Raw genomic sequence first — 24,122 nt, forward strand, 5'->3', positions numbered from 1 at the left:
GGAGGAACGCGGCCGTGGCCGGCTCGCCGCGCTGGTGGCGCTGCTGGCCCTGCTGCTGCCCTCGGCCCGCAGCACCCCGGAGACCACCACCGACACCGCCCGCACCGTCCTGAGCCAGGGACCGCGCCGCGACTGGGCCCGCTCGTGGCGCCCCGGCCGGCCGGGGCTCGCGGTGTCCGGCGCCGCGCTGCTCCTGGGCGCGTTCCTCACCTACGGCGTGCAGCACACACCGGTGACTCCGCAGGAGGCGGCGCAGGCCCTGGCCACCACCAGCATCGACCCCGGTGCCGAGGCGTCGGGGACCGCCGATCCGACCGGGACGCCCTCGTCCTCGGCCTCGGCGTCGACGACCCCCGGCGAGTCCACCAGCCCGTCGGCCTCGGCCTCGGCGTCGGAGAGCACCGACACGGGGGATCCGTCCCCGTCCGACACCACCGCTCCGCCGACGACGGAGTCGACACCGCCGACGGAGACGACCACCGAGGCCACTCCGACGAGCGCGTCGCCCAGCGCCCCGAGCGCGCCCGCCGTCAAGGACATCACGGTGACGGGTTTCCGGCAGACGGGCCTGACGACCGCCACCGCGACGATCCAGATCACCACGGACGGCACCGGGCCGTTCTCCCTGACCGTCTCGTGGCTGTCGGGCGAGATCCGGCAGTTCGCCCCGGACGGCGCCGCCCAGACGTTCCAGCGCAGCGGAGCCGGCACGTACACCCTCACCGTCGTCCACACCTTCCAGGGCAAGGGCTGCTACTGGGCGGTGCGGGCCACGACCACTCCGGCCTCCGCCGACGGCGGTGCCTCGCAGCAACTCCTGACCAGGCAGTGTGAGATCAGATGACCGCACCGTACGACCGCGACCCCGCGTCCGCCGAGGCCCAGGACGGCGAGCACACCCAGGTGCTCGACACCGCCGGCCGCCCCGCCCCGCACGACGCGTCCGGCTACGACGACCCCGACTACAGCGCCACCGTCCTCGGCAGCCAGTGGATCCAGCGACCCGACCCGGACACGACGCTGATCGAGCCCGAGACGACGCCGGTCGAGCCGGACACCACCCGTCCGGAACCGCGGGAACCGCGGGACGCCACCCCTGCCGGGGCGGCCCTCGTCGCCTTCGGCCCGGACGGCACCTTCGTCGAGCCCGACAGCACGCGACCCGAGCCGGACGTGACACCAGCCGAACCGGACGTGACCCTCGTCAAGCCGGACACGACCCTCCTGAGGCCGGACACCACGCTGGTCGGCCCGTCCGGCGGGGAGGCGCCGCTGCCGCAGCCGGACCGCACCGACGGCACCGTGCTCCGTTTCGGCCCCGGTGTGACGGCCACCGTCGCGCAGCGCACCCACCGGACGCTGCCCACGCTGCCGCCGCTCCCCGCGCCCCCGCGCCGACGCCGTCTGCGCCGCCACGCGCTGCCCGCGTTCGTGCTGCTCTGCGTCATCGCCTTCCTCGCCTGGCAGCGTCTCGGCCCCTCCGTCGAGGTGCGCACGGTGGCGGTCAAGGCCCGGCCGGCGGTGCTGGGCTGCGACAAGACGGTGGACATCGTCGGCCTGGTCACCACCGACGGCCGCCCCGGCACCCTCACCTACCGCTGGACCCGGAGCGACGGCACCGAGTCGGGCGTCCTGCGTGAGGTGATGGTCCGGGGCCAGACCAGGGCCCGGCTCCACCTCCTGTGGACCTTCGAGGGAAAGGGCCGCCAGACGGCCCGGGTCGACCTCCACGTCCTCACCCCCACCGACCACAGGGCCACGAAGCGCTTCACGTACGCCTGCCCGTGACCGCGCGGACCCACAAAAACTGACGGTGCATCAGAAAACCTCTTCCCTCGTCCGGAGGACTGCGGCATCCTGCGCACCATGCAGACGGAGCTGAGCAGAAAACTCGGAGTCGAGTACGCCGTCTTCGGCTTCACGCCGTTCCCCGCCGTCGCCGCCGCCATCAGCAGGGCCGGCGGTTTCGGCGTGCTCGGCGCGGTCCGCTACACGGCCCCCGACGACCTCAAGCGCGACCTCGACTGGATCGAGGCCCACGTCGACGGCAAGCCGTACGGGCTGGACGTCGTCATGCCGGCCAAGAAGGTGGAGGGTGTCACCGAGGCGGACGTCGAGGCGATGATCCCCGAAGGGCACCGCCAGTTCGTCAAGGACACCCTCGCCCAGTACGGCGTCCCGGAACTCGCCGAGGGCGAGGCCTCCGGCTGGCGCATCACCGGCTGGATGGAACAGGTCGCCCGCACCCAGTTGGACGTCGCCTTCGACTACCCGATCCGACTGCTCGCCAACGCCCTCGGCTCCCCGCCCGCCGACGTCATCGACCGCGCCCACGAGCGGGACGTCCTGGTCGCCGCGCTCGCCGGCAGCGCCCGCCACGCCCGCAAGCACGCCGACGCCGGGATCGACATCGTCGTCGCCCAGGGCTACGAGGCCGGCGGCCACACCGGTGAGATCGCCTCCATGGTGCTCACCCCCGAAGTCGTGGACGCCGTCGCCCCGCTGCCCGTGCTCGCGGCCGGCGGCATCGGCAGCGGGCAGCAGATCGCCGCCGCGTTCGCGCTCGGCGCGCAGGGCGTGTGGCTGGGATCGTTGTGGCTCACCACCACCGAGGCCGAGCTGACGTCGCCGCGACTGATCGAGAAGCTCCTCGCCGCCGGCTCCGGCGACACCGTCCGCTCCCGCGCCCTCACCGGCAAACCCGCACGCCAGCTCCGCACCGAATGGACCGACGCCTGGGACGACCCGCAGGGCCCCGGCGCCCTCCCCATGCCCCTGCAAGGACTGCTCGTCGCCGACGCGGTCTCCCGCATCCAGAAGTACGAGGTGGAGCCGCTGCTCGGCACCCCGGTCGGCCAGATCGTCGGCCGCATGACCAGCGAACGCAGCGTCCAGGCCGTCTTCGACGACCTCACCCGTGGCTTCGAGCAGGCCGTGGACCGCGTCAACCGGATCGCCGGAAGGAGCGAGGAACAGTGAGCCGAGCCCTTCAGCAGCACGCCGCACAGGCACAGGCCCCGCAGGGGTTCTGGGCCCAGGCGACCGCCGACCCCGACCGCCCGGTGCTCGTCGCCCCCGACGGCGAGGAGTGGACCGCGGGACGCCTGCACGGCGCCGCCAACCGCCTGGTGCACGGACTGCGCGCGGCCGGCCTCGAACGCGGCGACGCCTTCGCCGTCGTCCTGCCGAACGGCGTCGAGTTCCTCACCGCCTACCTCGCCGCCAGCCAGGCCGGCTTCTACCTCGTCCCCGTCAACCACCACCTCGTGGGCCCGGAGATCGCCTGGATCGTCGCCGACTCGGGCGCCAAGGTGCTCATCGCGCACGAACGGTTCGCCGGGGCCGCGCGCCACGCCGCCGACGAGGCAGGCCTGCCCGGCAGCCACCGGTACGCGGTCGGCGAGGTCGAGGGATTCCGCCCGTACTCCGAACTCCTCGACGGGCAACCGGAGTCCCCGCCCGAGGGCCGCACCCTCGGCTGGGTGATGAACTACACCTCGGGCACCACGGGCCGCCCGCGCGGCATCCGTCGCCCCCTGCCCGGCAAGCTCCCCGAGGAGTCGTATCTCGGCGGTTTCCTCGGCATCTTCGGTATCAGGCCGTTCGACGGCAACGTCCACCTGGTGTGCTCGCCGCTCTACCACACGGCCGTCCTCCAGTTCGCGGGCGCGTCCCTGCACATCGGGCACCGGCTGGTGGTGATGGACAAGTGGACCCCCGAGGGCATGCTCCGTGCCATCGACACCCACGGCTGCACCCACACCCACATGGTCCCCACCCAGTTCCACCGGCTCCTCGCGCTCCCCGAGGAGGTGCGCGCCCGCTACGACGTGTCGTCCATGCGGCACGCCATCCACGGCGCCGCCCCCTGCCCGGACCATGTGAAGCGGGCCATGATCGAGTGGTGGGGGCACAGCGTCGAGGAGTACTACGCGGCCAGCGAGGGCGGGGGAGCGTTCGCCACCGCCGAGGACTGGCTGAAGAAGCCCGGCACCGTCGGCAAGGCCTGGCCCATCAGCGAACTCGCGATCTTCGACGACGACGGCAACCGGCTGCCGCCCGGTGAACTCGGCACCGTGTACATGAAGATGAGCACCGGCGGATTCTCGTACCACAAGGACGAGGGCAAGACGCGCAAGAACCGCATCGGTGACTTCTTCACCGTCGGCGACCTCGGTCTCCTCGACGAGGACGGCTATCTCTTCCTCCGCGACCGCAAGATCGACCTCATCATCTCCGGCGGCGTCAACATCTACCCCGCCGAGATCGAGGCCGCCCTCCTCACCCACCCCGCCGTCGCCGACGCCGCCGCCTTCGGCATCCCGCACGACGACTGGGGCGAGGAGGTGAAGGCCGTCGTCGAGCCTGCCCCCGGCTTCACCCCCGGGGCCGCGCTCGCCGAGGAGATCCTCGCCCACTGCGCCCGCGAACTCGCCGGGTACAAGCGGCCGAAGACCGTCGACTTCACCGACGCGATGCCCCGCGACCCCAACGGCAAGCTCTACAAGCGGAGGCTGCGCGAACCGTACTGGGAGGGACGGCAGCGGACCGTGTGAGCGTCACGGCTTGCGCGCCACCCCACCGAGCGCGATCGCCTCACCGGACCCGCCGGGTCCCTTCGCCGGATCGGGGCGCCAGTCGTTCAGCGGGACGACCCCCGGCTCCAGCAGCTCCAACCCGTCGAAGAACCCGGCGAGTTCCTCCGGGCCGCGCAGGAAGTACGGGACCGCGCCGCTCTCGTTGTACTGCCGGGTGGCCTCGGCGTTGGCCTGGTGCGTGTCGACACTGTCGTTGAAGGCGAACCAGCTGCCGGAGGGCAGGGCGTCCATCAGGGTGTCGACGATGGCGCGGGCCCGGTCGTAGTCCGCGATGTGCCCGGAGACCTGCATCATCGTCAGCGCGACCGGTCGGGTCAGGTCGAGCGTCCGTGCCGCCTCGCGCAGCACGGTCGCGGGATCGTGGAGGTCGGCGTCCACGTAGTCCGTCATGCCCTCGGGTGTGCTGGTGAGCAGGGCCCGTGCGTGCGTCAGGACCAGCGGGTCGTTGTCGACGTAGACGATCCGCGCCTCGGGCGCCACCCGCTGGGCGATCTGATGGGTGTTGTCCGCCGTCGGCAGCCCCGTGCCGATGTCGAGGAACTGGCGCACCCCCGCCTCACCGGCGAGGAAGCGCACCGCCCGGCCGAGGAAGGCGCGGGAGTCACGGGCGAGGTCGGTGATGCCGGGGAACACCGCGCGGAACGCGTCGCCCGCCTCATGGTCGACGGGGTAGTTGTCCTTGCCGCCGAGCCAGTAGTTCCAGATCCGGGCCGAGTGCGGCACCGTCGTGTCGATCTTGGCGAGAGCGTCGGTCTCCGGGCGTAACGAGTCCTGCGCCACCGGATCGCCTCCTACGGGGAAGGGGTTATATGCCAACGGCATGGTGCCGTCCCGCAGGGGGACGGCACCACACCTCCCCGGATCATTGGCTCACGCGCACCACCTTGAGCTTCGGCGACGACCGGATGTCCTTCTCGCAGAACCGGGATGCCACCCACTTCTCGGCGGAGAACAGCCGCGTCTGATCGCCGTAGTGCGGGGAGTTCGGGTTCGAGGACTGCCCGTAGGTCAGCAGGGTGCGGGCCACCGGGCAGCGGCTGCCGTCCCAGCCGACCGCCTGGATGTGGCTGGAACCCGACGACACCTCGGCGTACCCGCCGGCGGCGGCGTTCCACGGCGCCTCGATCTTGTTCCAGACACCCAGCGACTCCGTGCCGCCGTGCACCGGGATGCGCCGGTCCCCCCGGACGACGAACTGGTGGTCCCCGAGCCTCGCGTCGAGCGCGATGCCCGCCGTCCGAAGCTCCGTCACCGTGTCCGCGAGCGCCGTGGCGAATCCGGGCGCGGCCGTGTTCAGCGTGTGCGGCGTCCTCACCGGGTCGGCCGCCGAGAACGGCACCTTCCACAGCTGCGCGTTCGGCACGGCGCGGGTCACCTTGCGCCAGAACCGGTCGTAGAGCAGCGCGCCCCGGCTGGAGGTGTCCACGGTCCGGTCCCACGCCGCGAAGACCCGGCAGGCCTCGGACACGTCGACGGCAGTGCCGTCACTGCCCGTCGCCGTGCCGCCCGGCAGCGCGGCACACGCCCGCGCCACGTCGTCGGCGGCCAGATCGGCCGCGGGCACCCGGTTCGCGAACTGCTGCTTCTGCAGGTCCCGCACGGTCAGCCCGCCCTTGCCGGCCATCGCCGCGACGTCCTCGACCGCGCCGCGCGTACGCATCGACCGCTGGGTGCCGAGGTTGCCGAAGACCCGCTCGTAGCCGGTGAGCGGCCGGTCCGCGTTGGCCAGCCACGCGCTGTCGTTGGAGTTCTCCGCGTACGGGGCGTCCTTCAGCGTCGGCATCCTCGCCGGCCCGAAGACCCCCGGCTGGAGGGCGTCGGGATCGCTGCCGGGCGCGCAGTCGCCCCGCGCGCCGTCCAGGACGGCGACGCCCGCCGCCGGGTACGTGGCCCGTCCCAGCGGCGTGGAGCAGCGCGCCGCCAGCTCGTCGGTGATCCGGGGCAGCACCTGCGACTGAGTGAACAGGGTGTGCCCGGCGGAGTCCGCGGCCACCGTGTTCACCCACGGCAGCCCCTGGTGCCGGCCGAGGGCCTTCAGGACGTCGGCCGTTCCGCGCGCCTTGGCGAAGCCGAGGGAGGTGTCGGCGAACCGCAGGTTCGTCGTGTTCGGGTCGGCCAGCGCGTACGCCGTGCCGGCGGTCCACGGCAGCGCGAGGTCACTGCCCAGTGAGGTGACGACAGGCCCGTACCGGGTCCACCACTGGGTGCGGGTGACCGGCTTGCCGTCCTTCACGGCGACGGTGACGCTCCGCTTCGTCATCCGCTCCGCCTTGCCGTCGACCAGATACGTCGTCGGGTCGGCCGGATCCAGGGTCAGCTGGTGCAGGTTCATCGGGGTGCCGGTCGCGACCGTGTGGCTCCACGCCACCTTCGCGTTGAACCCGATCTGGGTGATCGGCGAGCCGAGCAGCGAACCGCCGGAGACGTTCAGCTCGCCGGGGATCGTCTGCTGCGCCTGCCAGAAGCGGCGGCCCCCGGCCCACGGGTAGTGCGGGTTGCCCAGCAGCAGACCGCGCCCGTTCGCCGTGGTGTCGCCGCGGAAGGCGACCGCGTTGGAGCCCATGTCGGCGTCGCCGGTGGAGAACAGCTCGCTCGCGGCCCGCGCGGCGGCCTTCGCGTCCGGTGCCGCGGTCTTCGGCGCCGCTCCGGGGGCGGGCGGCTGGGCGGTGGTGATGCCGTCCACGAACCGCCCCTCGCCGCCGAGGACGGCCAGGGCGTACGCGCGGGAGAACACGTCGAGCGTGGTCACCGGACGCACCCAGGCCGCGCCCTTGCACGCGGGGTCGGTGATCCGGTTCTTCCTCAGCCAGGCGTTGTACCCGGCCGCCCAGCCGCGCATCAGCTCCTTCACCTCGCGGCTCGGGCCGACCGGCGCGGGCCGCTCCAGCAGCCGCCGCACGGAGCCGGTGTCCCGGACGCCCCGGAAGTACAGGTCGCTCGTGAGGTTCTTCGTCGCCGAGGAGAGCGAGAAGTCGGGCGCGGTGTCCGGCCCGAAGTGGCGCGACCGCTCGCCGCGCACGGTCACGAACCCGTCGGCGAGCACGCACACCTGGTCGGCGGCCTGCGCCCAGCCGGTGCCGAAGCCGAGGTCCGCGTAGTCCTCGGCGACGATGTGCGGTATGCCGTACTCGGTGTAGCGGATCACGGCGGACAGCCCGCCGTGGGAGGGGTGGTGACCGCCGCCGCGGTCTCCGTCGGCGGCGGTGGCCGCGGGTAAGGCGGTCGTGGCGGTGAGCAGGGCGACGGCCGAGACGACGAGCTGTCTCAGACGGGTGCGCATGGGGGCCTCCCGACGTCATGGGGGAAGAAACGGTTGAGCCTGACAGGGCGTTCGTACGTAGTCCAGGTGTGCGTTGATCTTCATCTTGGTTGACTCGTGAACCAGGCACCGGAGTTGAGCCGGTTCACGCCATGCGGACCGGAATCCGGCCATGCGCGCGGCACGCTTGACCCCGCTCGCGCGGCCGAACGAGGATCACGCCGGGAACCGGTGGACGAAGGGGCGGATCATGACGGCTGGACGCAATGTGACGGTCGACGGGGTGCTGCGGCGCAGCGCCCGGCGGACCCCGGCACGTGTCGCGATCCGCTACGGCGACCGCTCCTGGACGTACGCCGAACTGGACGACGCCGTCTCCCGCGCCTCCCGCGCCCTGCGCGACACCGGACTGGGGCCGGGCGACCGGGTCGCCGCCTACGGCCACAACTCGGACGCCTATCTGATCGCGTTCCTGGCCTCCGCCCGCGCCGGCCTCGTCCATGTCCCGGTCAACCAGCACCTCACCGGCGACGACCTGGCGTACCTCCTCGACCAGTCCGGCAGCACCCTCGTCCTCACCGACCCGGACCTCGCCGGGAACCTCCCCGACGCGACCCGCACCCTCCCGCTGCGCGACGCGGACGACTCACTGCTCGCCCGGCTCGCCGCCACCGAGCCGTACGACGGCGAGGAGCCGAAGGCCGAGGACCTGGTCCAGCTGCTCTACACCTCCGGCACCACCGCCCTGCCCAAGGGCGCGATGATGACGCACCGCGCGCTCGTCCACGAGTACCTGAGCGCCATCACCGCCCTCGACCTGTCCGCCGGTGACCGGCCGGTGCACTCGCTGCCGCTGTACCACTCCGCGCAGATGCACGTCTTCCTGGTGCCGTACCTCGCCGTCGGCGCCACCAACACCATCCTCGACGCGCCCGACGGCGACCGGATCCTCGACCTCGTCGAGTCGGGCGACGCCGACAGCCTGTTCGCCCCGCCCACCGTGTGGATCGCGCTGTCGAACCGCCCCGACTTCGACACCCGCGACCTCAGCGGCCTGCGCAAGGCGTACTACGGGGCGTCGATCATGCCGGTGCCCGTCCTGGAGCGCCTCAAGGAGCGCCTGCCGAAGCTCGCCTTCCACAACTGCTTCGGCCAGAGCGAGATCGGCCCCCTCGCCATGGTCCTCGGCCCCTACGAGCACAGGGGCCGCATGGATTCCTGCGGGCGCCCCGTCATGTTCGTCGAGGCCAGGGTCGTCGACGACAAGGGCGCGGACGTGCCCGACGGCACCCCCGGTGAGATCGTCTACCAGTCCCCGCAGCTGTGCGAGGGCTACTGGGACAAGCCCGAGGAGACCGCCGCCGCGTTCCGCGACGGCTGGTTCCACTCCGGCGACCTCGCGGTCCGCGACGCCGACGGGTTCTTCACCATCGTCGACCGCGTCAAGGACGTCATCAACTCCGGCGGCGTCCTCATCGCCTCCCGCCAGGTCGAGGACGCCCTCTACACCCATGACCGGGTCGCCGAGGTGGCCGTCGTCGGACTGCCCGACGACCACTGGATCGAGGCCGTCACCGCGGTCGTCGTCCCCCGCGGCGAGGTCACGGAGGCCGAACTCGTCGCCCACGCACGGGAGAAGCTCCCCCACTTCAAGGCACCGAAGAAGGTGCTCTTCGTGGACGAACTGCCCCGCAACGCGAGCGGGAAGATCCTCAAGCGGGAACTGAGGGACCGGTACGCGCGACCCTGAGCCCCGCGCCCGAGCCGTTCCCCTCGAACCCCGTTGCGCCGCACCGCCCCCGGCCAGCAAGATCGACTCCATGCCACGCCTCACCGCACCCGACGGAACCGAACTCGCCTACCACGTGCGCGGCGAGGGCGATCCGCTGATCGTCCTCCCCGGCGGCCCCATGCGCGCCTCCGCCTACCTGGGAGACCTCGGCGGACTCGCCGCCCACCGTCGCCTGATCCTGCTGGACCTGCGCGGCACGGGCGACTCGGCGGTCCCGGCCGACCCGGCGACGTACCGGTGCGACCGGCAGGTGGACGACGTGGAGGCCCTGCGCGCGCACCTGGGCCTGGAACGCGTGGACGTCCTCGCCCACTCGGCCGGCGGCAACCTCGCCACGCTGTACGCGGCCCGCCACCCGCACCGGGTCTCCCGACTGGCCCTGATCACCGCCACCCCCTGGGCGCTGGGCCTGCCGGTGACCGTCGAGGACCGGCTCGCGGCGGCCCGCCTCCGCGAGGACGAGCCCTGGTTCGCCGACGCGTACCCGCACTTCGAGGCCGCCTGGACCGGACGCGGCCCCTTCGACGACGCGATGATGCCGTTCTTCTACGGCCGCTGGGACGCCGCCGCCGAGGCCCACATGGCCGCCGAGGTGGCGCAGACCAACGACGACGCCGCCGACGCCTACGGCTCCGCCGGCGCGTACGACCCCGAGGCCACCCGAGCCGCCCTCACCGAACTGACCGCCCCCGTCCTCCACCTGGGCGGCGCGCTCGACACCGGCCCGACCCCGCGGCTCGTCCGGCAGGCGGCCGGCCTCTTCCCCGAAGGGGAGTACTCGATCCAGCCCGGCGCCGGGCACTTCCCCTGGCTCGACGACCCCGAGTGGTTCGTACGCCGCGTCACGACCTTCCTCGGCGGTGACGAGTCGGTGGTGGAGCGGACCTGGCGCATGCTGCGGGAGGGGCACCCCGAGGCGCGCCGGGGCTGTCCCGAGGTGATCGAGGCGGCGTTCGCCGAGCCGAGGCTCCGCGGGCTGTACCCGTTCCCCAGCCACGGCGCCCTGTTCTTCCACCGCAACACCGACTTCCCCTGGAGCAACGACCTTCCTCACATCGCCACCGGCTTCACCGGCTATGTGGTGTACGCCGCCCGGTCCGCCGAGATCCTCGGTGAGACGGCCACCCCGGAGGAGGCCGCCGCGGTCGTCGTCGCCCATCTGCCGGACGACTGCGGACCCGCCGTCGAAGGGCCGTGGCCGGAGTCGGCCCCCGGCCCTTCGATCTAGGTGTGCTGATCGGACAGGTTGGTGACGCGGCTGGCTGGTGTGTGGCCGCTGAGGCCGGTGTGGGGTCGGTGGTAGTTGTACCGGTCCAGCCAGTCGGCAAACGATGCCGGGCGTTCGGCATCTGAGGTGTAGGGCGCGAACGTGCCGCCGGACTCGTCACCCTGCCCGGCTTGACCAGCCGGTCAGGCCCCAGCCCCAGCCTCACAGGTGCCGACAGGACGGCCGCGACCGGTCCCCCGATCACGGCCGGCGGGCCGCTTGCCCACCACTCGGACACGCTCCCAGCCGCAGCCGCAGCCGCAGCCACCCCGCCCGGCGGGGCCCAAGCTGCTCACCCGTCCGCCGACACCGCCACCGACCGGGCCCACCGGTAGTCCGCCTTGCCGCTGGGGGAGCGCTGGATGGCGTCGGTGACGACGAGCTGGCGGGGGATCTTGTACCCGGCGAGGCGGGTGCGGCAGTGGGTCTGGATGTCCTCCAGGGTCGGGCGGGCCGCGCCCTCGCGGAGCTGGACCACGGCCGCCACATGGTTGCCCCAGCGGGCGTCCGGCACCCCGGCGACCAGCGCGTCGTACACATCGGGGTGGGCCTTGAGCGCCTGCTCGACCTCCTCCGGGTACACCTTCTCGCCGCCGGTGTTGATGCACTGCGAACCCCGGCCGAGGACGGTGACCACGCCCTCCTCGTCGACGGTCGCCATGTCACCGAGGAGCACCCAGCGCTCGCCGTCCTTCTCGAAGAAGGTCTCGGCGGTTTTCCTCGGGTCGTTGTAGTAGCCGAGGGGCACATGGCCGCGCTGGGCGACCCGGCCCGGCACGCCGGCCGGGACGGGCTCGTACGTCGCCGGGTCCACCACCCGGGTACGGGCGTGGACGCGGATCCTGAAGCCGTCGCCCGCCCCCGAGTCGTCGGTCGCCGTGCCGTTGAAGCCGGACTCCGACGAGCCGAAGTTGTTGAGCAGCATCACGTTCGGCACCAGGGCCTGGAACTGTCGGCGCACCGTCTCCGACATGATCGCGCCGGATGACGACACGCTGAACAGCGACGAGCAGTCCGTGCCCTTCATCGGGCCGTTCAGCGCGTCGATCAGTGGACGCAGCATCGCGTCGCCCACCAGCGACACACTGGTGACCCGCTCCCGCTCGATCGTCCGCAGTACCTCCTCGGGCGCGAACTTGCGGTGGATGACGACGCGTTGGCCGAAGTTGAAGCCGATGAACGCCGTCAGGGTCGACGTGCCGTGCATCAGGGGCGCGGTGGGGAAGAAGGTGATCCCGTCACCGCCCGCCGCGACTCGCTCGGCCAGCTCCTGCGGTGCCTTCACCGGCTCCCCGGTCGGTGCCCCGCCGCCCAAACCGGAAAAGAACAGGTCCTCCTGACGCCACATCACACCTTTGGGCATGCCCGTCGTGCCGCCGGTGTAGATGATGAACAGATCGTCGCCCGAGCGGGCCGGGAAACCACGCCCGGCGGACCCGGAGGCCTCCGCGTCGGCGAAGTCGGTCGCGGGCAGGTCGGGCGCGTCCGGCGCGGGGGTCCCCACCCGCACCAGATGCCGCAGTTTCTCCGTCCGCGGCACGGCCTTCGCCACGCGCCCGCCGAACTCCGCGTCGAACACCAGGCCTGTCAGATCCGCGTCGCGGTAGAGGTAGACCAACTCCTCCTCGACGTAGCGGTAGTTGACGTTGACCGGTACGAGCCGCGCCTTGAGGCAGCCCAGCGCGGTCTGGAGGTACTCGACGCCGTTGTACAGATGCAGACCCACGTGCTCACCGGGCCGCAGCCCGCTGTCCAGCAGATGGTGGCCGATCCGGTTCGCCGCCGCGTCCAGCTCCGCGTAGGTGAGCCGCCGGTCCGCGCCCGTACCGGGGATGTCGAGATACGTGAGCGCCGCCCGGTCCGGGACGACGTCGACCACCGACTCGAACAGGTCGGCAAGGTTGTACTCCACCGTGCTCCTCCTGACCCCGGGCGCGCCTGGCGGGTGGCTGCCATCCGTCGGTTGCCGGTCATCAGAGCAAAGGGGGCCGTGACTGTGAAGGGCTCGCGCAGAAGAAATCTGACTGACTGTCAGAAAACTCTTGTACTGGCTCCGCGCCTCCTGCAACCTGTTCTCGTTCCGCAGACGGAACCTGTTCTCGCCCTGCCCCACGGGAGGAAGCGATGGGTGGCACGGAACACCTCACCGTGCGGCGTGAAGGCGCCACACTGGTGCTCACGCTCAACCGGCCCGAGGCCAAGAACGCACTCTCACTGTCGATGCTCGTCGGCCTGTACGACGGCTGGCTCGCCGCCGACGCGGACGACGAGGTCCGCTCGATCGTCCTGACCGGCTCCGGCGGCTCCTTCTGCGCCGGGATGGACCTCAAGGCGCTCGCGGGCAGAGGCATGGAGGGCGAGCAGCACCGGGAGCGGCTCAAGGCCGACCCCGACCTCCACTGGAAGGCGATGCTCCGCCATCACCGGCCCCGCAAACCCGTGATCGCCGCCGTCGAGGGCCCCTGCGTCGCGGGCGGCACCGAGATCCTCCAGGGCACGGACATCCGCGTCGCGGGGGAGTCGGCCACCTTCGGCCTCTTCGAGGTGCGGCGCGGCCTCTTCCCGATCGGCGGCTCCACGGTCCGCCTCCAGCGGCAGATCCCCCGCACCCACGCGCTGGAGATGCTGCTCACCGGCCGCCCCTACTCCGCCCACGAGGCCGCGGGCATCGGACTGATCGGGCATGTCGTGCCCGAGGGCGACGCCCTGGCGAAGGCCCTGGAGATCGCCGAGCGGATCAACGCGTGCGGCCCGCTCGCCGTGGAGGCCGTCAAGGCGTCCGTGTACGAGACGGCCGAGATGAGCGAGACGGACGGACTGGCCGCCGAGCTGAAACGGGGATGGCCGGTCTTCGACACGGACGACGCCAAGGAAGGGGCCCGCGCCTTCGCCGAGAAACGGCCCCCCGTCTACAAACGGGCGTGAGCGTCCCGCCGGGGGGCGGCTCCCGGCCGCGGACGCCCCCGGCCGCTCGGCGCCCCACGGTGCAGCCGCGTCGAATGCCCGGCCGCTCGCACCCCGCGGTGGAGCCGCCTGGAAGTTCACTCCCGCGCCCCGGACGCGTCGCCCCCTTTCCGAAGGAGTAACCCCGCCGATGTCCGCAGTCCTCAAGGCACCCCTGACCGTCGAGTTCCCCTTCACCCGATCCCTCGGACCCGTGCAGAGCGCCTTCCTCACCGGGCTGCGCGAACGCGTGATCCTCGGCGTGCGCACCGGCGACGGACGGACCCTCGTCCCACCCGTCGAGTACGACCCCGTCACGGCCGAGGAGATCCGCGACCTCGTCGAGGTCGCCCCCACCGGCACCGTCACCACCTGGGCCTGGAACCACGCCCCCCGGCGCGGCCAGCCCCTGGCCACCCCGTTCGCCTGGATCCTCGTACGGCTCGACGGCGCCGACACCGCCCTCCTGCACGCCCTCGACGCCCCCGGCCCCGACGCCGTGCACACCGGGATGCGTGTCCGGGTCCGGTGGGCCGGGGAACGCACCGGCGCCATCACCGACATCGCCTGCTTCGAGCCGTACGACGGGGAGCGCGCAGAACCGGCGGGCCACAGCGGCGAGTTCACCGACGCAGTGACCGGGATCGTCGCACCGGCCCGCCTCGACTACACCTACTCGCCCGGCCGCGCCACCACCGGATACCTGCACGCCCTCGCCGGGCGCCGCATGGTCGGCGAGCGCTGCCCGTCCTGCCGCAAGGTGTACGTGCCGCCGAGGGGTGCCTGCCCCACCTGCGGCGTGGCCACGGCCGAGCAGGTCGAGGTCGGCCCCGGCGGCACGGTCACCACGTTCTGCATCGTCAACATCAAGGCGAAGAACCTCGACATCGAAGTCCCCTACGTCTACGCCCACATCGCCCTCGACGGCGCCGACCTCGCCCTGCACGGCCGGATCGCCGGCATCCCCTACGACCAGGTGCGGATGGGGCTGCGCGTCGAACCCGTCTGGACGGAGGGGGGCCGCTACCCCGACCACTACCGGCCCACCGGCGAGCCGGACACCGCGTACGACACGTACAAGGAGCTGCTGTGAACCGGGAGATCGCCGTCGTCGCCTTCGCCCAGACCGACCACCGCCGCACCAGCGACGAGTCCTCCGAGGTGGAGATGCTCATGCCGGTGCTGCACGAGGTCCTGGCACGGACCGGGCTGAAGACCGCCGACATCGGCTTCACCTGCTCCGGGTCCAGCGACTACCTCGCCGGCCGGGCCTTCTCCTTCACCCTCGCCCTCGACGGCGTCGGCGCCTGGCCCCCGATCTCCGAGTCGCACGTGGAGATGGACGGCGCCTGGGCCCTGTACGAGGCATGGGTGAAACTCCAGACGGGCGACGCCGACACCGCCCTCGTCTACTCCTACGGCAAGTCCTCACCCGGCTCCGTACGCGACGTACTGACCCGGCAGCTCGACCCGTACTACGTGGCACCCCTGTGGCCCGACTCCGTAGCCCTCGCCGCCCTCCAGGCACAGGCGCTCATCGACACGGGCCGCGCCGACGAGCCGGCCCTCGCCGCGGTCGGCGCCCGCAGCCGCGCCGACGCCGAGACCAACCCCCACGCCCAGCTCAGGGGCTCGGTGTCGCAGGGCGAGTACCTCGTACGGCCGCTGCGCACCGGCGACTGCCCGCCCATCGGCGACGGGGCCGCCGCCGTGATCCTCGCGGCGGGGGAGCGGGCCCGGGACCTGTGCGAGCGGCCCGCGTGGATCCGGGGCATCGACCACCGCATCGAGGCCCACGGCATCGGCGTCCGCGATCTCACCGACTCGCCCTCCACCCGCCTCGCCGCCGAACGCGCCGGAGCCTTCGAACGCCCCGTGGACACCGCCGAGTTGCACGCCCCGTTCAGCTCCCAGGAGATCGTCCTGCGCGAGGCGCTGCGACTCGACGACGGTGTGCGCGTCAACCCGTCGGGCGGCGCCCTCGCCGCGAACCCGGTGATGGCCGCCGGGCTGATCCGCATCGGCGAGTCCGCCGCCCGCATCCACCGGGGCGAGTCGGACCGCGCCCTCGCCCACGCCACATCCGGGCCCTGTCTGCAACAGAACCTGGTCGCCGTACTCGAAGGGGATCCCCGATGAGCAAGGAGCCCGTGGCCGTCATAGGCGTCGGCCAGACCAAGCACGTCGCGGCCCGGCGGGACGTGTCGATCGCCGGACTCGTCCGCGAGGCCGCCCGACGCGCCCTCGACGACGCCGAGTTGACGTGGGCCGACATCGACGCCGTCGTCATCGGCAAGGCGCCCGACTTCTTCGAGGGCGTCATGATGCCCGAGCTGTACCTCGCCGACGCGCTCGGCGCGGTCGGCAAACCCATGATGCGGGTGCACACGGCGGGCTCCGTCGGCGGATCGACCGCGCTGGTCGCCGCGAGTCTGGTCGCCGCCCGTGTCCACGGCACCGTCCTCACGCTGGCGTTCGAAAAGCAGTCCGAGTCCAACGCCATGTGGGGCCTGTCCCTGCCGATCCCCTTCCAGCAGCCGCTGCTGGCCGGCGCCGGGGGCTTCTTCGCCCCGCACGTCCGCGCGTACATGCGGCGCAGCGGCGCCCCCGACACCGTCGGCTCCCTCGTCGCGTACAAGAACCGCCGCAACGCCCTGAAGAACCCCTACGCCCATCTCCACGAGCACGACATCACGCTGGAGAAGGTCCAGGCGTCCCCCATGCTGTGGGACCCGATCCGCTACTCGGAGACCTGCCCGTCCTCCGACGGGGCCTGCGCGATGGTCCTCACCGACCGGGCGGGGGCCGCCCGCGCGCCCCGGCCCGCCGCGTGGATGCACGGCGGGGCGATGCGCAGCGAGCCGACCCTGTTCGCCGGCAAGGACTGCGTGTCGCCACGCGCGGGCCGCGACTGCGCCGCCGACGTGTACCGGCAGGCGGGCATCGCCGATCCGCGCCGGGACATCGACGCGGTGGAGATGTACGTGCCGTTCTCCTGGTACGAGCCGATGTGGCTGGAGAACCTCGGCTTCGCCGCCGAGGGGGAGGGCTGGAAGCTCACCGAGTCGGGCGTCACCGAACTCGACGGCGACCTGCCCGTCGACATGTCCGGCGGGGTGCTGTCCACCAACCCCATCGGCGCCTCCGGGATGATCCGCTTCGCCGAAGCGGCGCTCCAGGTACGGGGCCTCGCCGGGGAGCACCAGGTCGACGGCGCCCGACGCGTCCTCGGGCACGCCTACGGCGGTGGTTCGCAGTTCTTCGCGATGTGGCTGGTCGGCGCCGAGCCGCCCACCTCCTGAACCTCCTCCTCACGTGGCCTGTCCGCGGCGGGGACCGATCGCTAGTCTGGCGGGCGGACGACGAACCGGGAGGAGCACGGACGTGGCCGAGAGCACCATGGAGCAGCAGCGATCGCTCGACGGCTGGCGCAAGCCGGCGGAGCTCGACCTGAGCAACGCGGACTGGCGGTCCAGCAGCCGAGGGCGGGGAGACGTCCAGATCGCCTTCGTCGAGGGCTTCATCGCCATGCGCAACAGCCGCCGCCCCGAGAGCCCTTCGCTGATCTTCACCCCCGCGGAGTGGGGTGCCTTCGTGTCGGGGGCCAGGGAGGGCGAGTTCGACCTGACCTAGAACCTCCCCGACGACGGCCGTCGGTGGGCGCCCGAACCGCTCACCGACCTGCCCGCCCCCGACCCTCGTCGGCCGGGGCGGTCGTGGTCGGGGCAGGTCACAGGCCGCCGGAGACGTTCCGCACGCGGACCCGGCCGGTCCCCACGTGATGCGTGGTGTAGCGCGGTGAGCGGGTCGGCGCCGCGTACGCGAGATGCGCGAGCCGGGACTGCTCCTGACGCATGTGCATCAGTGATTCCAGGATGTACCCGACCAGGAGGACGAGCGCCGCGATCGTCATGACCGCCGCGGCGAGGATCGCCGTGGGGATGCGCGGGACCGTGCCCGTACGGATGAAGTCGGCGATGACGGGGATGCCGAGGACGACCGAGACGAGAGCCAGCAGCGCGGCGACCGCGGTGTGGACGAGCGAGGGTCGCTCCCGCCGCGCCAGATCGAGGATGACCCGCAGGATGTGCCAGCCGTCCCGGAAGGTGCGCAGTTTGCTCTCGCTCCCGGCGGGCCTGACCCGGTAGTCCACCTCCAGCTCGGCCGTGGGAAGCCGGAGATGGAGCGCGTGGATGGTCATCTCCGTCTCGGTCTCGAACTGGCGGGCGAGCGCCGGGAAGGACTTCACGAAGCGCCGCGAGAAGACGCGGTACCCGCTCAGCATGTCCGTCACGTCGTTGCCGAACAGGGACCCCACGACGCCCGTGAGCAGTCTGTTGCCGAACGCGTGTCCTGCCCGGTAGGCGGCGCTGACCGTCTCCCGGCGTGCCCCCACCACCTGGTCGTACGGCCCCTCGAAGAGCAGGTCCACCAGGTCCCGCGCCCGGGACGCGTCATAGGTGTCGTCGCCGTCGATGATGAGCAGGGCGTCGGCGTCGACATCGGCGAATGCGCGCCGGATGACATTGCCCTTCCCCTTGCGCCGCTCCTCCCGGACGATCGCGCCCGCCTCACGGGCGACCTCCACGGTCCGGTCGGTCGAGGCGTTGTCGTACACATAGATGTCCGCCTCCGGGAGCGCGGCCCTCAGGTCGCGCACCACCTTGCCGACGGCCGCCTCCTCGTTGTGACACGGCACGACACACGCGATCGTCGGTGGCATGTCCACTCCCTGTCCGCATTGGCGACACATGAGGTGGAAATCATGCGATATGGGCGCGTCCGGGAAGCGGGGGCGCGCCGTGTCGATACTCTCCCGGGGTGTCGGTCCTCGCGTCTGTGACGCTGCGTGCGCGTGACGCCGTCAGGGGTGTCTGGCGCGAGGTCACCAAGTTCGGGGTGGTCGGGGCGCTGGCCTTCGTCGTGGACAACGGCGGCTACAACCTGCTGGTGTTCGGGCTGCCCGGCGGCCCCGAGGGCGGGGTGATGCGGGAGCTGCCCGTCCAGGCGTCCGTCCTCGCGACGGGCGCCGCCGCGCTCCTCAGCTGGGCGGGGAACCGCTACTGGACCTACCGCCACCGGCATCGCGAGAAGCTGACCCAGGAGTTGGTCCTCTTCCTGCTGGCGAACCTCGTCGGCGTCGCCATCACGGCGGGCACCATCTACGCCTCACGGCACCTGCTCGGCCTGGACTCGGTGCTCAGTGACAACGTCGCGCGCGTCTTCGGCTGGGTCCTCGCCACCCTGTTCCGCTTCTTCGCCTACCGGCGCTACGTCTTCGTCGCGCCCTGATCCGTACGGTCTCGTTGCCGCTGTTAGCATCCGCCGCATGGGACGAATTGTGCGGTTTCAGGGTGAAAAGCTCTGGAGCTGGGGGCTGGCCGCTGTCGCCGTCGTGTGCTGCCTGGGCACGACCGTCGTGTTCGCCCCGGGGTACATGAGTCCCGACAGCCTCGAGCAGCTCCGGCAGGCGACGGGAAAGACACCGCTCACCGACTGGCACCCGCCCGTGCTGAGCCTGGTGTGGCGCGCGCTCATCGCCGTCACCGGTACGCCCTCGTCCATGGCCGTCCTCCAGTCCGTCGTCCTCTGGGGCGCGCTGTGGATGGTCGCCTGGTGCGTCTGGGACCTGACCGCGAGCCGTGCCGGTTCGCTCGCCGTCCTCGGCATCGGGCTGACTCCTCCCGTACTGACGTTCGTCGGTGTGGTGTGGAAGGACGTCCACGCGGCTGCCGCACTGCTCGCCGCGTGCGCGGTGGCGTTCGTGGGACTGCGGCTGCGGGGGCGCGATGTGGCGCCCGCCATGCGCTGGGGTCTGTTCGGGCTGGGCGTGCTCTTCCTCGCCTACGCCATGCTCGTCCGCAAGAACGTGTTCCTCGCGGCGATCCCTCTGTTCGTCCTGCTGGTTCTCGCGCTGTGGCGCGCACCCGGCCGCCGTACCTGGGCGCTGTGCGTGGCGGCGCTGGTGGCCGCGCTCGTCGTGCCCGCCGTCGCGATCTCCCGGATCGCGCATCCCGTGGAGACGCGCCAGGGCGCGCAGATCATGCTCGACGACCTGGTCCACGTCCTGACCGTGGAGGAACTGCGGTCGGCGGACGTCCCGCAGGACCTCAGGAACCGCCTGGTCGCGGCCGCGGAGAAGTGCCGCAGCGTCGGCGCCCTCTCGGACGCCTACTGGGCCTGCTACGAACGCCGGCCGGACGGGATGGCCAGGGACGCGGACGGCATCACCTCGCTGTGGCTGAGCGAGATGGGCTCCCACGCTCCCGGCTATCTCCAGTACCGGTTGCGGCTCTTCGCCGGCCTGCTGTTCGAGACCGGCTACCCGTACCAGGCGGGGGTCTTCCCCAACGACCTCGGCATCGAGGTCGCCCACCCCCGGCTGAAGGCCGGCCTCGGCGCGTACATCGGGGGCATGGGCGCGGATCTCCGGCCGCTCTTCCGGGGCTGGTTCTGGCTCGCCGTCGCCCTCTTCCTCACCGTCCGCCCCGGCAGGGGGCGGTTCTCCCTGCCCATCCGGGCGCTGGGCGTCAGCGCGATGGTCTACGTACTCGGGTACCTGCCCATCATGCCGGCGACGAACTACCGCTACGTCTACTGGTCGGCGCTCGCCTGCACACTCGGTCTTCTGCTGCTCTGGCTGGACCGCCGCCCCACCGCCTCCGCCCCGGCCGCCTCGGACGCCGCACGCACCGGCTCCGCCGTGACCGCGGCCGGTGCCGTGACGGCGCATCACCCGGCGGACCCCGAGGAGCAGCACCAGCCGCGGTGACATCCCCGTGCGGCGTGCACGCCTTGCGCCGGACGGAGTGGAAGGAACGGGACGCCGACTCGATCTAATGGATGTCGACTCACCTATCATTAACACCATGGAGTACTCGATCAGCACGGACGCGCGGCTCGCCCTCGACCTCGCCCTCACCGTGCGCCACGACGGCGACGGCGGTGTCGCCGACGACCTGGCCGAGCCCGCCGGACTCACCGCCTGGGTCCGCGCCCACGCCGATCTCCTGCCGGGCGCCGCCGGACTCACCGCCGACGAGATCGCCCTCGCCGCCGTACGCGATCTGCGGGGCGCCGTCCGGGCCCTGTTCGCCCGTGCCGTCAGCCCCGCCGAGCCCAGCCCGGCCGACGCCGCCCGGCTGCTACCCCTCCCCGAAGCCCTGGAGCACCTCAACCGGGCCGCGGCCCAGGCCCCGACCGTCCCGGTGCTGACCTGGTCCCCGAGCGGCGACCCCGTCCTGCGCCAGGAGCCCTCGACCGGCGGCGACCCGCTCACCGCGGCCCTCGCCCGGGCCGCCATCGCCTTCCTCGCGAGCCCCGAACGGCAGCGGCTGCGGGCCTGCCACGCACCCCGCTGTGTGCGCTACTTCCTGAAGGAGCACCCCCGCCAGGAGTGGTGCAAACCGGCCTGCGGCAACCGGGCCCGGGTGGCCCGCCACCACGAGCGCCACAAGGCGTCCACCGGCCGGTGACGAGCACCTTCCCTCCGTCCCGGGAATCGTCTCGCCCACCCGGCACCGACCACCTTCGGACACGTACCATGGCGACATGTCCTTCCTCCGCCGCCGCAGTGCCACCCCTGCCGGGCCCGAATTCGACGTACTGGCCATGGACCCGGGCGACTGGCCGGGCAATCTCGGCGCGGGCCTGCTGCCCGCACCCGACGGAAGTTGCCAGGGCGTCTTCCTGCGCTACGACCTGTACGGCGGCCGCGGCCCCGCGATGATCATCGGCAACCTCCCGGAAGGCTCCCCGGCCCGCGAGGTCGCCGACGGTGAGATCCCCTTCGAGGTGGCCCAGCTGCTGCTGGCGCTGGAGAACGAGGAGGACATCACCGTCGTCGGCACCGAGGACATGCCGGTGATGCAGGGCGACAACCTCCTGATCGTCCGCCGCCTCAAGCTCTCCGAGTCCCGGATCTCCTGCGTCCAGTTCGACCGCAGTGACAACGTCCTGGTGACCATCGCCGCCTGGGACCGCCCCATCACCGACGACCTGTACGCGCTGCTGAAGCCGCTCCCCGCGGAGCTGTTCCAGCAGGGCTGACCCCCGGCCGGGCCCCCGACCGACCCGCGGACGCGCCGTCCGCGGGTTTTGTCATGCCTCTTGTTGACCGAGTGATCGGACCATTACGGTCCGGGGCATGCCCCCTGAGATCTCCCGCAGAGAGACCCTGAAGACTGCCTTGGCCGGTGCAAGCGCGTTCACCTTGGCCGCAGGACCCTTAGGGCAGTCCGCAAGCGCCGCTGATTCCTCCGATGTGTCCGGATCGGAGTCCGAGGCACGGCAGGCCCCGCACGAGGCGCGGGAACCACGACAGGCGCCCCTCACGCTCTGGTACACCGCCCCTGCCGCCGACTGGGAGCGCGAGGCCCTGCCCATCGGCGGCGGCGCCCTCGGCGCCACCGTCTTCGGCGCGCTCGCCTCCGAGCGGCTCCAGTTCAACGAGAAGACCCTGTGGACCGGCGGCCCCGGCTCCGCCCAGGGCTACGACCACGGCAACTGGACCGAGCCCCGCCCCGGCGCGATCTCCGCCGTCCAGGACCGCATCGACGCCGAGACGAAGGTCGCCCCCGACGCCGTCACCGCGCGGCTCGGCCAGCGGCGCGTCGGCTACGGCCACCACCAGACGTTCGGCGACCTCCGCCTCGACCTACCCGGAGCCCCCGACACCGTCCCGGCCGACTACCGCCGCGGCCTCGACCTGCGCGAAGCGGTGGCGAGCGTGACCTACACGCACCGACAGCGGCGCCACACACGGGAGTTCTTCGCCTCCCACCCCGACGGTGTCCTCGTCGGCCGCCTCACCGGAGGTGTCACCGTCACCCTGCGCCACACCTCGCCCCGCTCCGACTTCACCGCGACCGCCAACGGCGACCGGATCACGGTGCGCGGTGAACTCGCCGACAACGGGATGAAGTTCGAAGCGCAGATCCGTGTCGCCCACACGGGTGGCACCCTCACCGCGAACCCCGACGGCACCCTCACCGTCACCGACGCGGGCAGCGTCTGGTTCGTCCTCGCGGCGGGCACCGACTACGCCGACACCTACCCGGACTACCGGGGCGACGACCCGCACGCCACCGTCACCGGCACGGTCGACGAGGCGTTCCGCAAGGGGTACCGGAAGCTGCGCTCCCGCCATGTCCGCGACCACCGCGCCCTCTTCGACCGCGTGGCACTCGACCTCGGCGGCGAGGCACCGGACACGTCCACGAACGAACAGCTCGCGGCGTACACCGGTGGCACGACCCCCGCCGACCGCGCCCTCGAAGCCCTGTACTTCCAGTACGGCCGCTACCTCCTCATCGCCTCCTCGCGCGCGGGATCCCTCCCCGCGAACCTCCAGGGCATCTGGAACAACAGCACCAACCCGCCCTGGTCGGCGGACTACCACACCAACATCAACATCCAGATGAACTACTGGCCCGCCGAAGCCGCCAACCTCGCCGAGACGACGGCCCCCTACGACCGCTTCGTCGAAGCGCTGCGCGCGCCCGGCCGGCGCACCGCGCGGGAGATGTTCGGCTCACGCGGCTGGGTCGTCCACAACGAGACCAACCCGTACGGCTTCACCGGTGTGCACGACTGGGCGACCGCCTTCTGGTTCCCCGAGGCCGCCGCCTGGCTCACCCAGCAGATGTACGAGCACTACCGCTTCGGGGGCTCCACCAGGTATCTGCGCTCCACCGCCTACCCGGTGATGAAGGAGGTCGCCGAGTTCTGGCTGGACAACCTGCGCACCGACCCCCGCGACGGCACCCTCGTGGTGACGCCCAGCTACTCCCCGGAGCACGGCGACTTCACGGCGGGCGCGGCCATGTCCCAGCAGATCGTGCACGACCTGTTCACCAACACCCTGGAAGCCGCCCGCGTCCTCGACGACAGTCCCGCGTTCCGTGAACAACTCGCCCACACACTAAGGCGGTTGGACCCCGGGCTCCGCATCGGCTCGTGGGGGCAACTCCAGGAGTGGAAGGCCGACCTCGACGACCCGGACGACGAACACCGCCACGTCTCCCATCTGTTCGCCCTCCACCCCGGCCGCCAGATCGAACCCGGCAGCGCCTGGGCCGAGGCGGCGAAGGTCTCCCTCTCGGCGCGCGGCGACGGCGGCACCGGCTGGTCCAAGGCCTGGAAGATCAACTTCTGGGCGCGGCTCCGCGACGGCGACCACGCCCACCGGATGCTGGGCGAACAGCTCAAGTCGTCGACACTGCCGAACCTCTGGGACACCCACCCCCCGTTCCAGATCGACGG

19 protein-coding genes and 3 pseudogenes are annotated in these 24,122 nt (G+C 72.0%); 17 read left to right on the forward strand and 5 right to left on the reverse strand.

The features are described from left to right. The 4 genes and pseudogenes from AOK15_RS44830 to AOK15_RS04490 all read left to right on the forward strand — a co-directional run. Window positions 1–844: pseudogene (locus AOK15_RS44830) on the forward strand (serine/threonine protein kinase); the annotation flags it as partial. Continuing rightward, window positions 841–1,788, forward strand: coding sequence for a hypothetical protein (locus AOK15_RS46510; protein WP_240508298.1), 948 nt, complete (start codon window positions 841–843; stop codon window positions 1,786–1,788). The pseudogene AOK15_RS44830 and the gene AOK15_RS46510, both read left to right, overlap by 4 nt. 78 nt (window positions 1,789–1,866) lie before the next feature. Then, window positions 1,867–2,979: an NAD(P)H-dependent flavin oxidoreductase gene (locus AOK15_RS04485; protein ID WP_055512976.1), complete on the forward strand. Its 1,113-nt coding sequence runs from the start codon at window positions 1,867–1,869 to the stop codon at window positions 2,977–2,979. Then, on the forward strand, window positions 2,976–4,556 hold the full coding sequence (locus tag AOK15_RS04490; RefSeq protein ID WP_079058301.1) for an acyl-CoA synthetase: 1,581 nt from the start codon (window positions 2,976–2,978) through the stop codon (window positions 4,554–4,556). Before AOK15_RS04485 ends, AOK15_RS04490 begins: the two co-directional genes overlap by 4 nt. 3 nt (window positions 4,557–4,559) lie before the next feature. On the opposite strand, the gene AOK15_RS04495 is transcribed toward AOK15_RS04490, so the two are convergent. After that, on the reverse strand, window positions 4,560–5,378 hold the full coding sequence (locus tag AOK15_RS04495; RefSeq protein WP_055512978.1) for an SAM-dependent methyltransferase: 819 nt from the start codon (window positions 5,376–5,378) through the stop codon (window positions 4,560–4,562). Window positions 5,379–5,460: 82 nt separating this feature from the next. Continuing rightward, window positions 5,461–7,878 (reverse strand): penicillin acylase family protein, encoded by a 2,418-nt coding sequence (locus tag AOK15_RS04500; RefSeq protein ID WP_055512981.1) that lies wholly within the window; start codon window positions 7,876–7,878, stop codon window positions 5,461–5,463. 229 nt (window positions 7,879–8,107) lie between these two features. Between AOK15_RS04500 and AOK15_RS04505 the strand changes: the two genes are divergently transcribed. From AOK15_RS04505 to AOK15_RS46515, 3 genes and pseudogenes are all read left to right on the forward strand, one after another. Next, entirely contained in the window at window positions 8,108–9,607 is a 1,500-nt protein-coding gene (locus AOK15_RS04505; protein WP_055513010.1) for an acyl-CoA synthetase, read from the forward strand. Between the two features lie 70 nt (window positions 9,608–9,677). Further along, window positions 9,678–10,511 (forward strand): annotated as a pseudogene (locus AOK15_RS04510) (alpha/beta fold hydrolase); the annotation flags it as partial. A gap of 12 nt (window positions 10,512–10,523) precedes the next feature. Beyond that, window positions 10,524–10,877 carry a DUF6193 family natural product biosynthesis protein gene (locus AOK15_RS46515; protein WP_276206202.1) on the forward strand — a complete coding sequence of 118 codons (354 nt, stop codon included), beginning with the start codon at window positions 10,524–10,526 and terminating at the stop codon, window positions 10,875–10,877. Here the strand turns inward: AOK15_RS46515 and AOK15_RS41695 are convergent. Together AOK15_RS41695 and AOK15_RS04515 are read right to left on the reverse strand one after the other, a co-directional pair. After that, window positions 10,874–10,987, reverse strand: a pseudogene (locus AOK15_RS41695) (integrase core domain-containing protein); the annotation flags it as partial. The gene AOK15_RS46515 and the pseudogene AOK15_RS41695 sit on opposite strands and share 4 nt — an antisense overlap. Before the next feature lie 221 nt (window positions 10,988–11,208). Beyond that, window positions 11,209–12,828: an acyl-CoA synthetase gene (locus AOK15_RS04515; protein WP_055512983.1), complete on the reverse strand. Its 1,620-nt coding sequence runs from the start codon at window positions 12,826–12,828 to the stop codon at window positions 11,209–11,211. Between the two features lie 212 nt (window positions 12,829–13,040). On the opposite strand from AOK15_RS04515, the gene AOK15_RS04520 reads away from it, so the two are divergent. The 5 genes from AOK15_RS04520 to AOK15_RS04540 all read left to right on the forward strand — a co-directional run bounded on the left by AOK15_RS04520 (window position 13,041) and on the right by AOK15_RS04540 (window position 17,492). Further along, window positions 13,041–13,841 carry a crotonase/enoyl-CoA hydratase family protein gene (locus AOK15_RS04520; RefSeq protein WP_055512985.1) on the forward strand — a complete coding sequence of 267 codons (801 nt, stop codon included), beginning with the start codon at window positions 13,041–13,043 and terminating at the stop codon, window positions 13,839–13,841. 169 nt (window positions 13,842–14,010) lie between these two features. Continuing rightward, window positions 14,011–14,952, forward strand: coding sequence for a Zn-ribbon domain-containing OB-fold protein (locus AOK15_RS04525; RefSeq protein ID WP_055512987.1), 942 nt, complete (start codon window positions 14,011–14,013; stop codon window positions 14,950–14,952). Next, the gene (locus AOK15_RS04530) at window positions 14,949–15,998 is read left to right on the forward strand and encodes a thiolase domain-containing protein (RefSeq protein ID WP_055512989.1); all 1,050 of its coding nucleotides are present in this window, start codon (window positions 14,949–14,951) and stop codon (window positions 15,996–15,998) included. The genes AOK15_RS04525 and AOK15_RS04530 overlap by 4 nt, the downstream gene beginning before the upstream one ends. Continuing rightward, window positions 15,995–17,161, forward strand: coding sequence for a thiolase domain-containing protein (locus AOK15_RS04535; protein WP_055512991.1), 1,167 nt, complete (start codon window positions 15,995–15,997; stop codon window positions 17,159–17,161). The genes AOK15_RS04530 and AOK15_RS04535 overlap by 4 nt, the downstream gene beginning before the upstream one ends. An 82-nt stretch (window positions 17,162–17,243) precedes the next feature. Next, window positions 17,244–17,492, forward strand: a complete 249-nt coding sequence (locus tag AOK15_RS04540; RefSeq protein WP_055512994.1) for a DUF397 domain-containing protein — start codon at window positions 17,244–17,246, stop codon at window positions 17,490–17,492. 97 nt (window positions 17,493–17,589) lie between these two features. Here AOK15_RS04540 and AOK15_RS04545 read toward each other — a convergent pair whose 3' ends face one another. After that, entirely contained in the window at window positions 17,590–18,582 is a 993-nt protein-coding gene (locus AOK15_RS04545) for a glycosyltransferase family 2 protein (RefSeq protein WP_185093854.1), read from the reverse strand. A gap of 98 nt (window positions 18,583–18,680) precedes the next feature. On the opposite strand from AOK15_RS04545, the gene AOK15_RS04550 reads away from it, so the two are divergent. The 5 genes from AOK15_RS04550 to AOK15_RS04570 all read left to right on the forward strand — a co-directional run. After that, on the forward strand, window positions 18,681–19,151 hold the full coding sequence (locus tag AOK15_RS04550; RefSeq protein WP_055512998.1) for a GtrA family protein: 471 nt from the start codon (window positions 18,681–18,683) through the stop codon (window positions 19,149–19,151). 37 nt (window positions 19,152–19,188) lie between these two features. Further along, on the forward strand, window positions 19,189–20,631 hold the full coding sequence (locus tag AOK15_RS04555) for a hypothetical protein (RefSeq protein ID WP_055513000.1): 1,443 nt from the start codon (window positions 19,189–19,191) through the stop codon (window positions 20,629–20,631). A 97-nt stretch (window positions 20,632–20,728) separates the two neighbouring features. Then, entirely contained in the window at window positions 20,729–21,334 is a 606-nt protein-coding gene (locus AOK15_RS04560; RefSeq protein ID WP_079058303.1) for a CGNR zinc finger domain-containing protein, read from the forward strand. Between the two features lie 76 nt (window positions 21,335–21,410). Continuing rightward, window positions 21,411–21,908 (forward strand): hypothetical protein, encoded by a 498-nt coding sequence (locus AOK15_RS04565; protein WP_055513004.1) that lies wholly within the window; start codon window positions 21,411–21,413, stop codon window positions 21,906–21,908. Window positions 21,909–22,005: 97 nt separating this feature from the next. Beyond that, on the forward strand, window positions 22,006–24,122 hold a 2,117-nt coding region (locus AOK15_RS04570; protein ID WP_240508299.1), incomplete at its 3' end, for a glycoside hydrolase family 95 protein.

This window comes from Streptomyces ossamyceticus (assembly GCF_001418475.1).
In the GTDB taxonomy this organism is placed as follows: Bacteria; Actinomycetota; Actinomycetes; order Streptomycetales; family Streptomycetaceae; genus Streptomyces; species Streptomyces ossamyceticus.

Coding starts and splice junctions, on each gene's coding strand:
- AOK15_RS04485 (WP_055512976.1), top strand. CDS start 1,867: ATGCAGACGGAGCTGAGCAGAAAACTCGGAGTCGAGTACGCCGTCTTC.
- AOK15_RS46510 (WP_240508298.1), top strand. CDS start 841: ATGACCGCACCGTACGACCGCGACCCCGCGTCCGCCGAGGCCCAGGAC.
- AOK15_RS04505 (WP_055513010.1), top strand. CDS start 8,108: ATGACGGCTGGACGCAATGTGACGGTCGACGGGGTGCTGCGGCGCAGC.
- AOK15_RS04525 (WP_055512987.1), top strand. CDS start 14,011: ATGTCCGCAGTCCTCAAGGCACCCCTGACCGTCGAGTTCCCCTTCACC.
- AOK15_RS04565 (WP_055513004.1), top strand. CDS start 21,411: ATGTCCTTCCTCCGCCGCCGCAGTGCCACCCCTGCCGGGCCCGAATTC.
- AOK15_RS04520 (WP_055512985.1), top strand. CDS start 13,041: ATGGGTGGCACGGAACACCTCACCGTGCGGCGTGAAGGCGCCACACTG.
- AOK15_RS04560 (WP_079058303.1), top strand. CDS start 20,729: ATGGAGTACTCGATCAGCACGGACGCGCGGCTCGCCCTCGACCTCGCC.
- AOK15_RS04555 (WP_055513000.1), top strand. CDS start 19,189: ATGGGACGAATTGTGCGGTTTCAGGGTGAAAAGCTCTGGAGCTGGGGG.
- AOK15_RS04545 (WP_185093854.1), bottom strand. CDS start 18,582: ATGCCACCGACGATCGCGTGTGTCGTGCCGTGTCACAACGAGGAGGCG.
- AOK15_RS04500 (WP_055512981.1), bottom strand. CDS start 7,878: ATGCGCACCCGTCTGAGACAGCTCGTCGTCTCGGCCGTCGCCCTGCTC.
- AOK15_RS04535 (WP_055512991.1), top strand. CDS start 15,995: ATGAGCAAGGAGCCCGTGGCCGTCATAGGCGTCGGCCAGACCAAGCAC.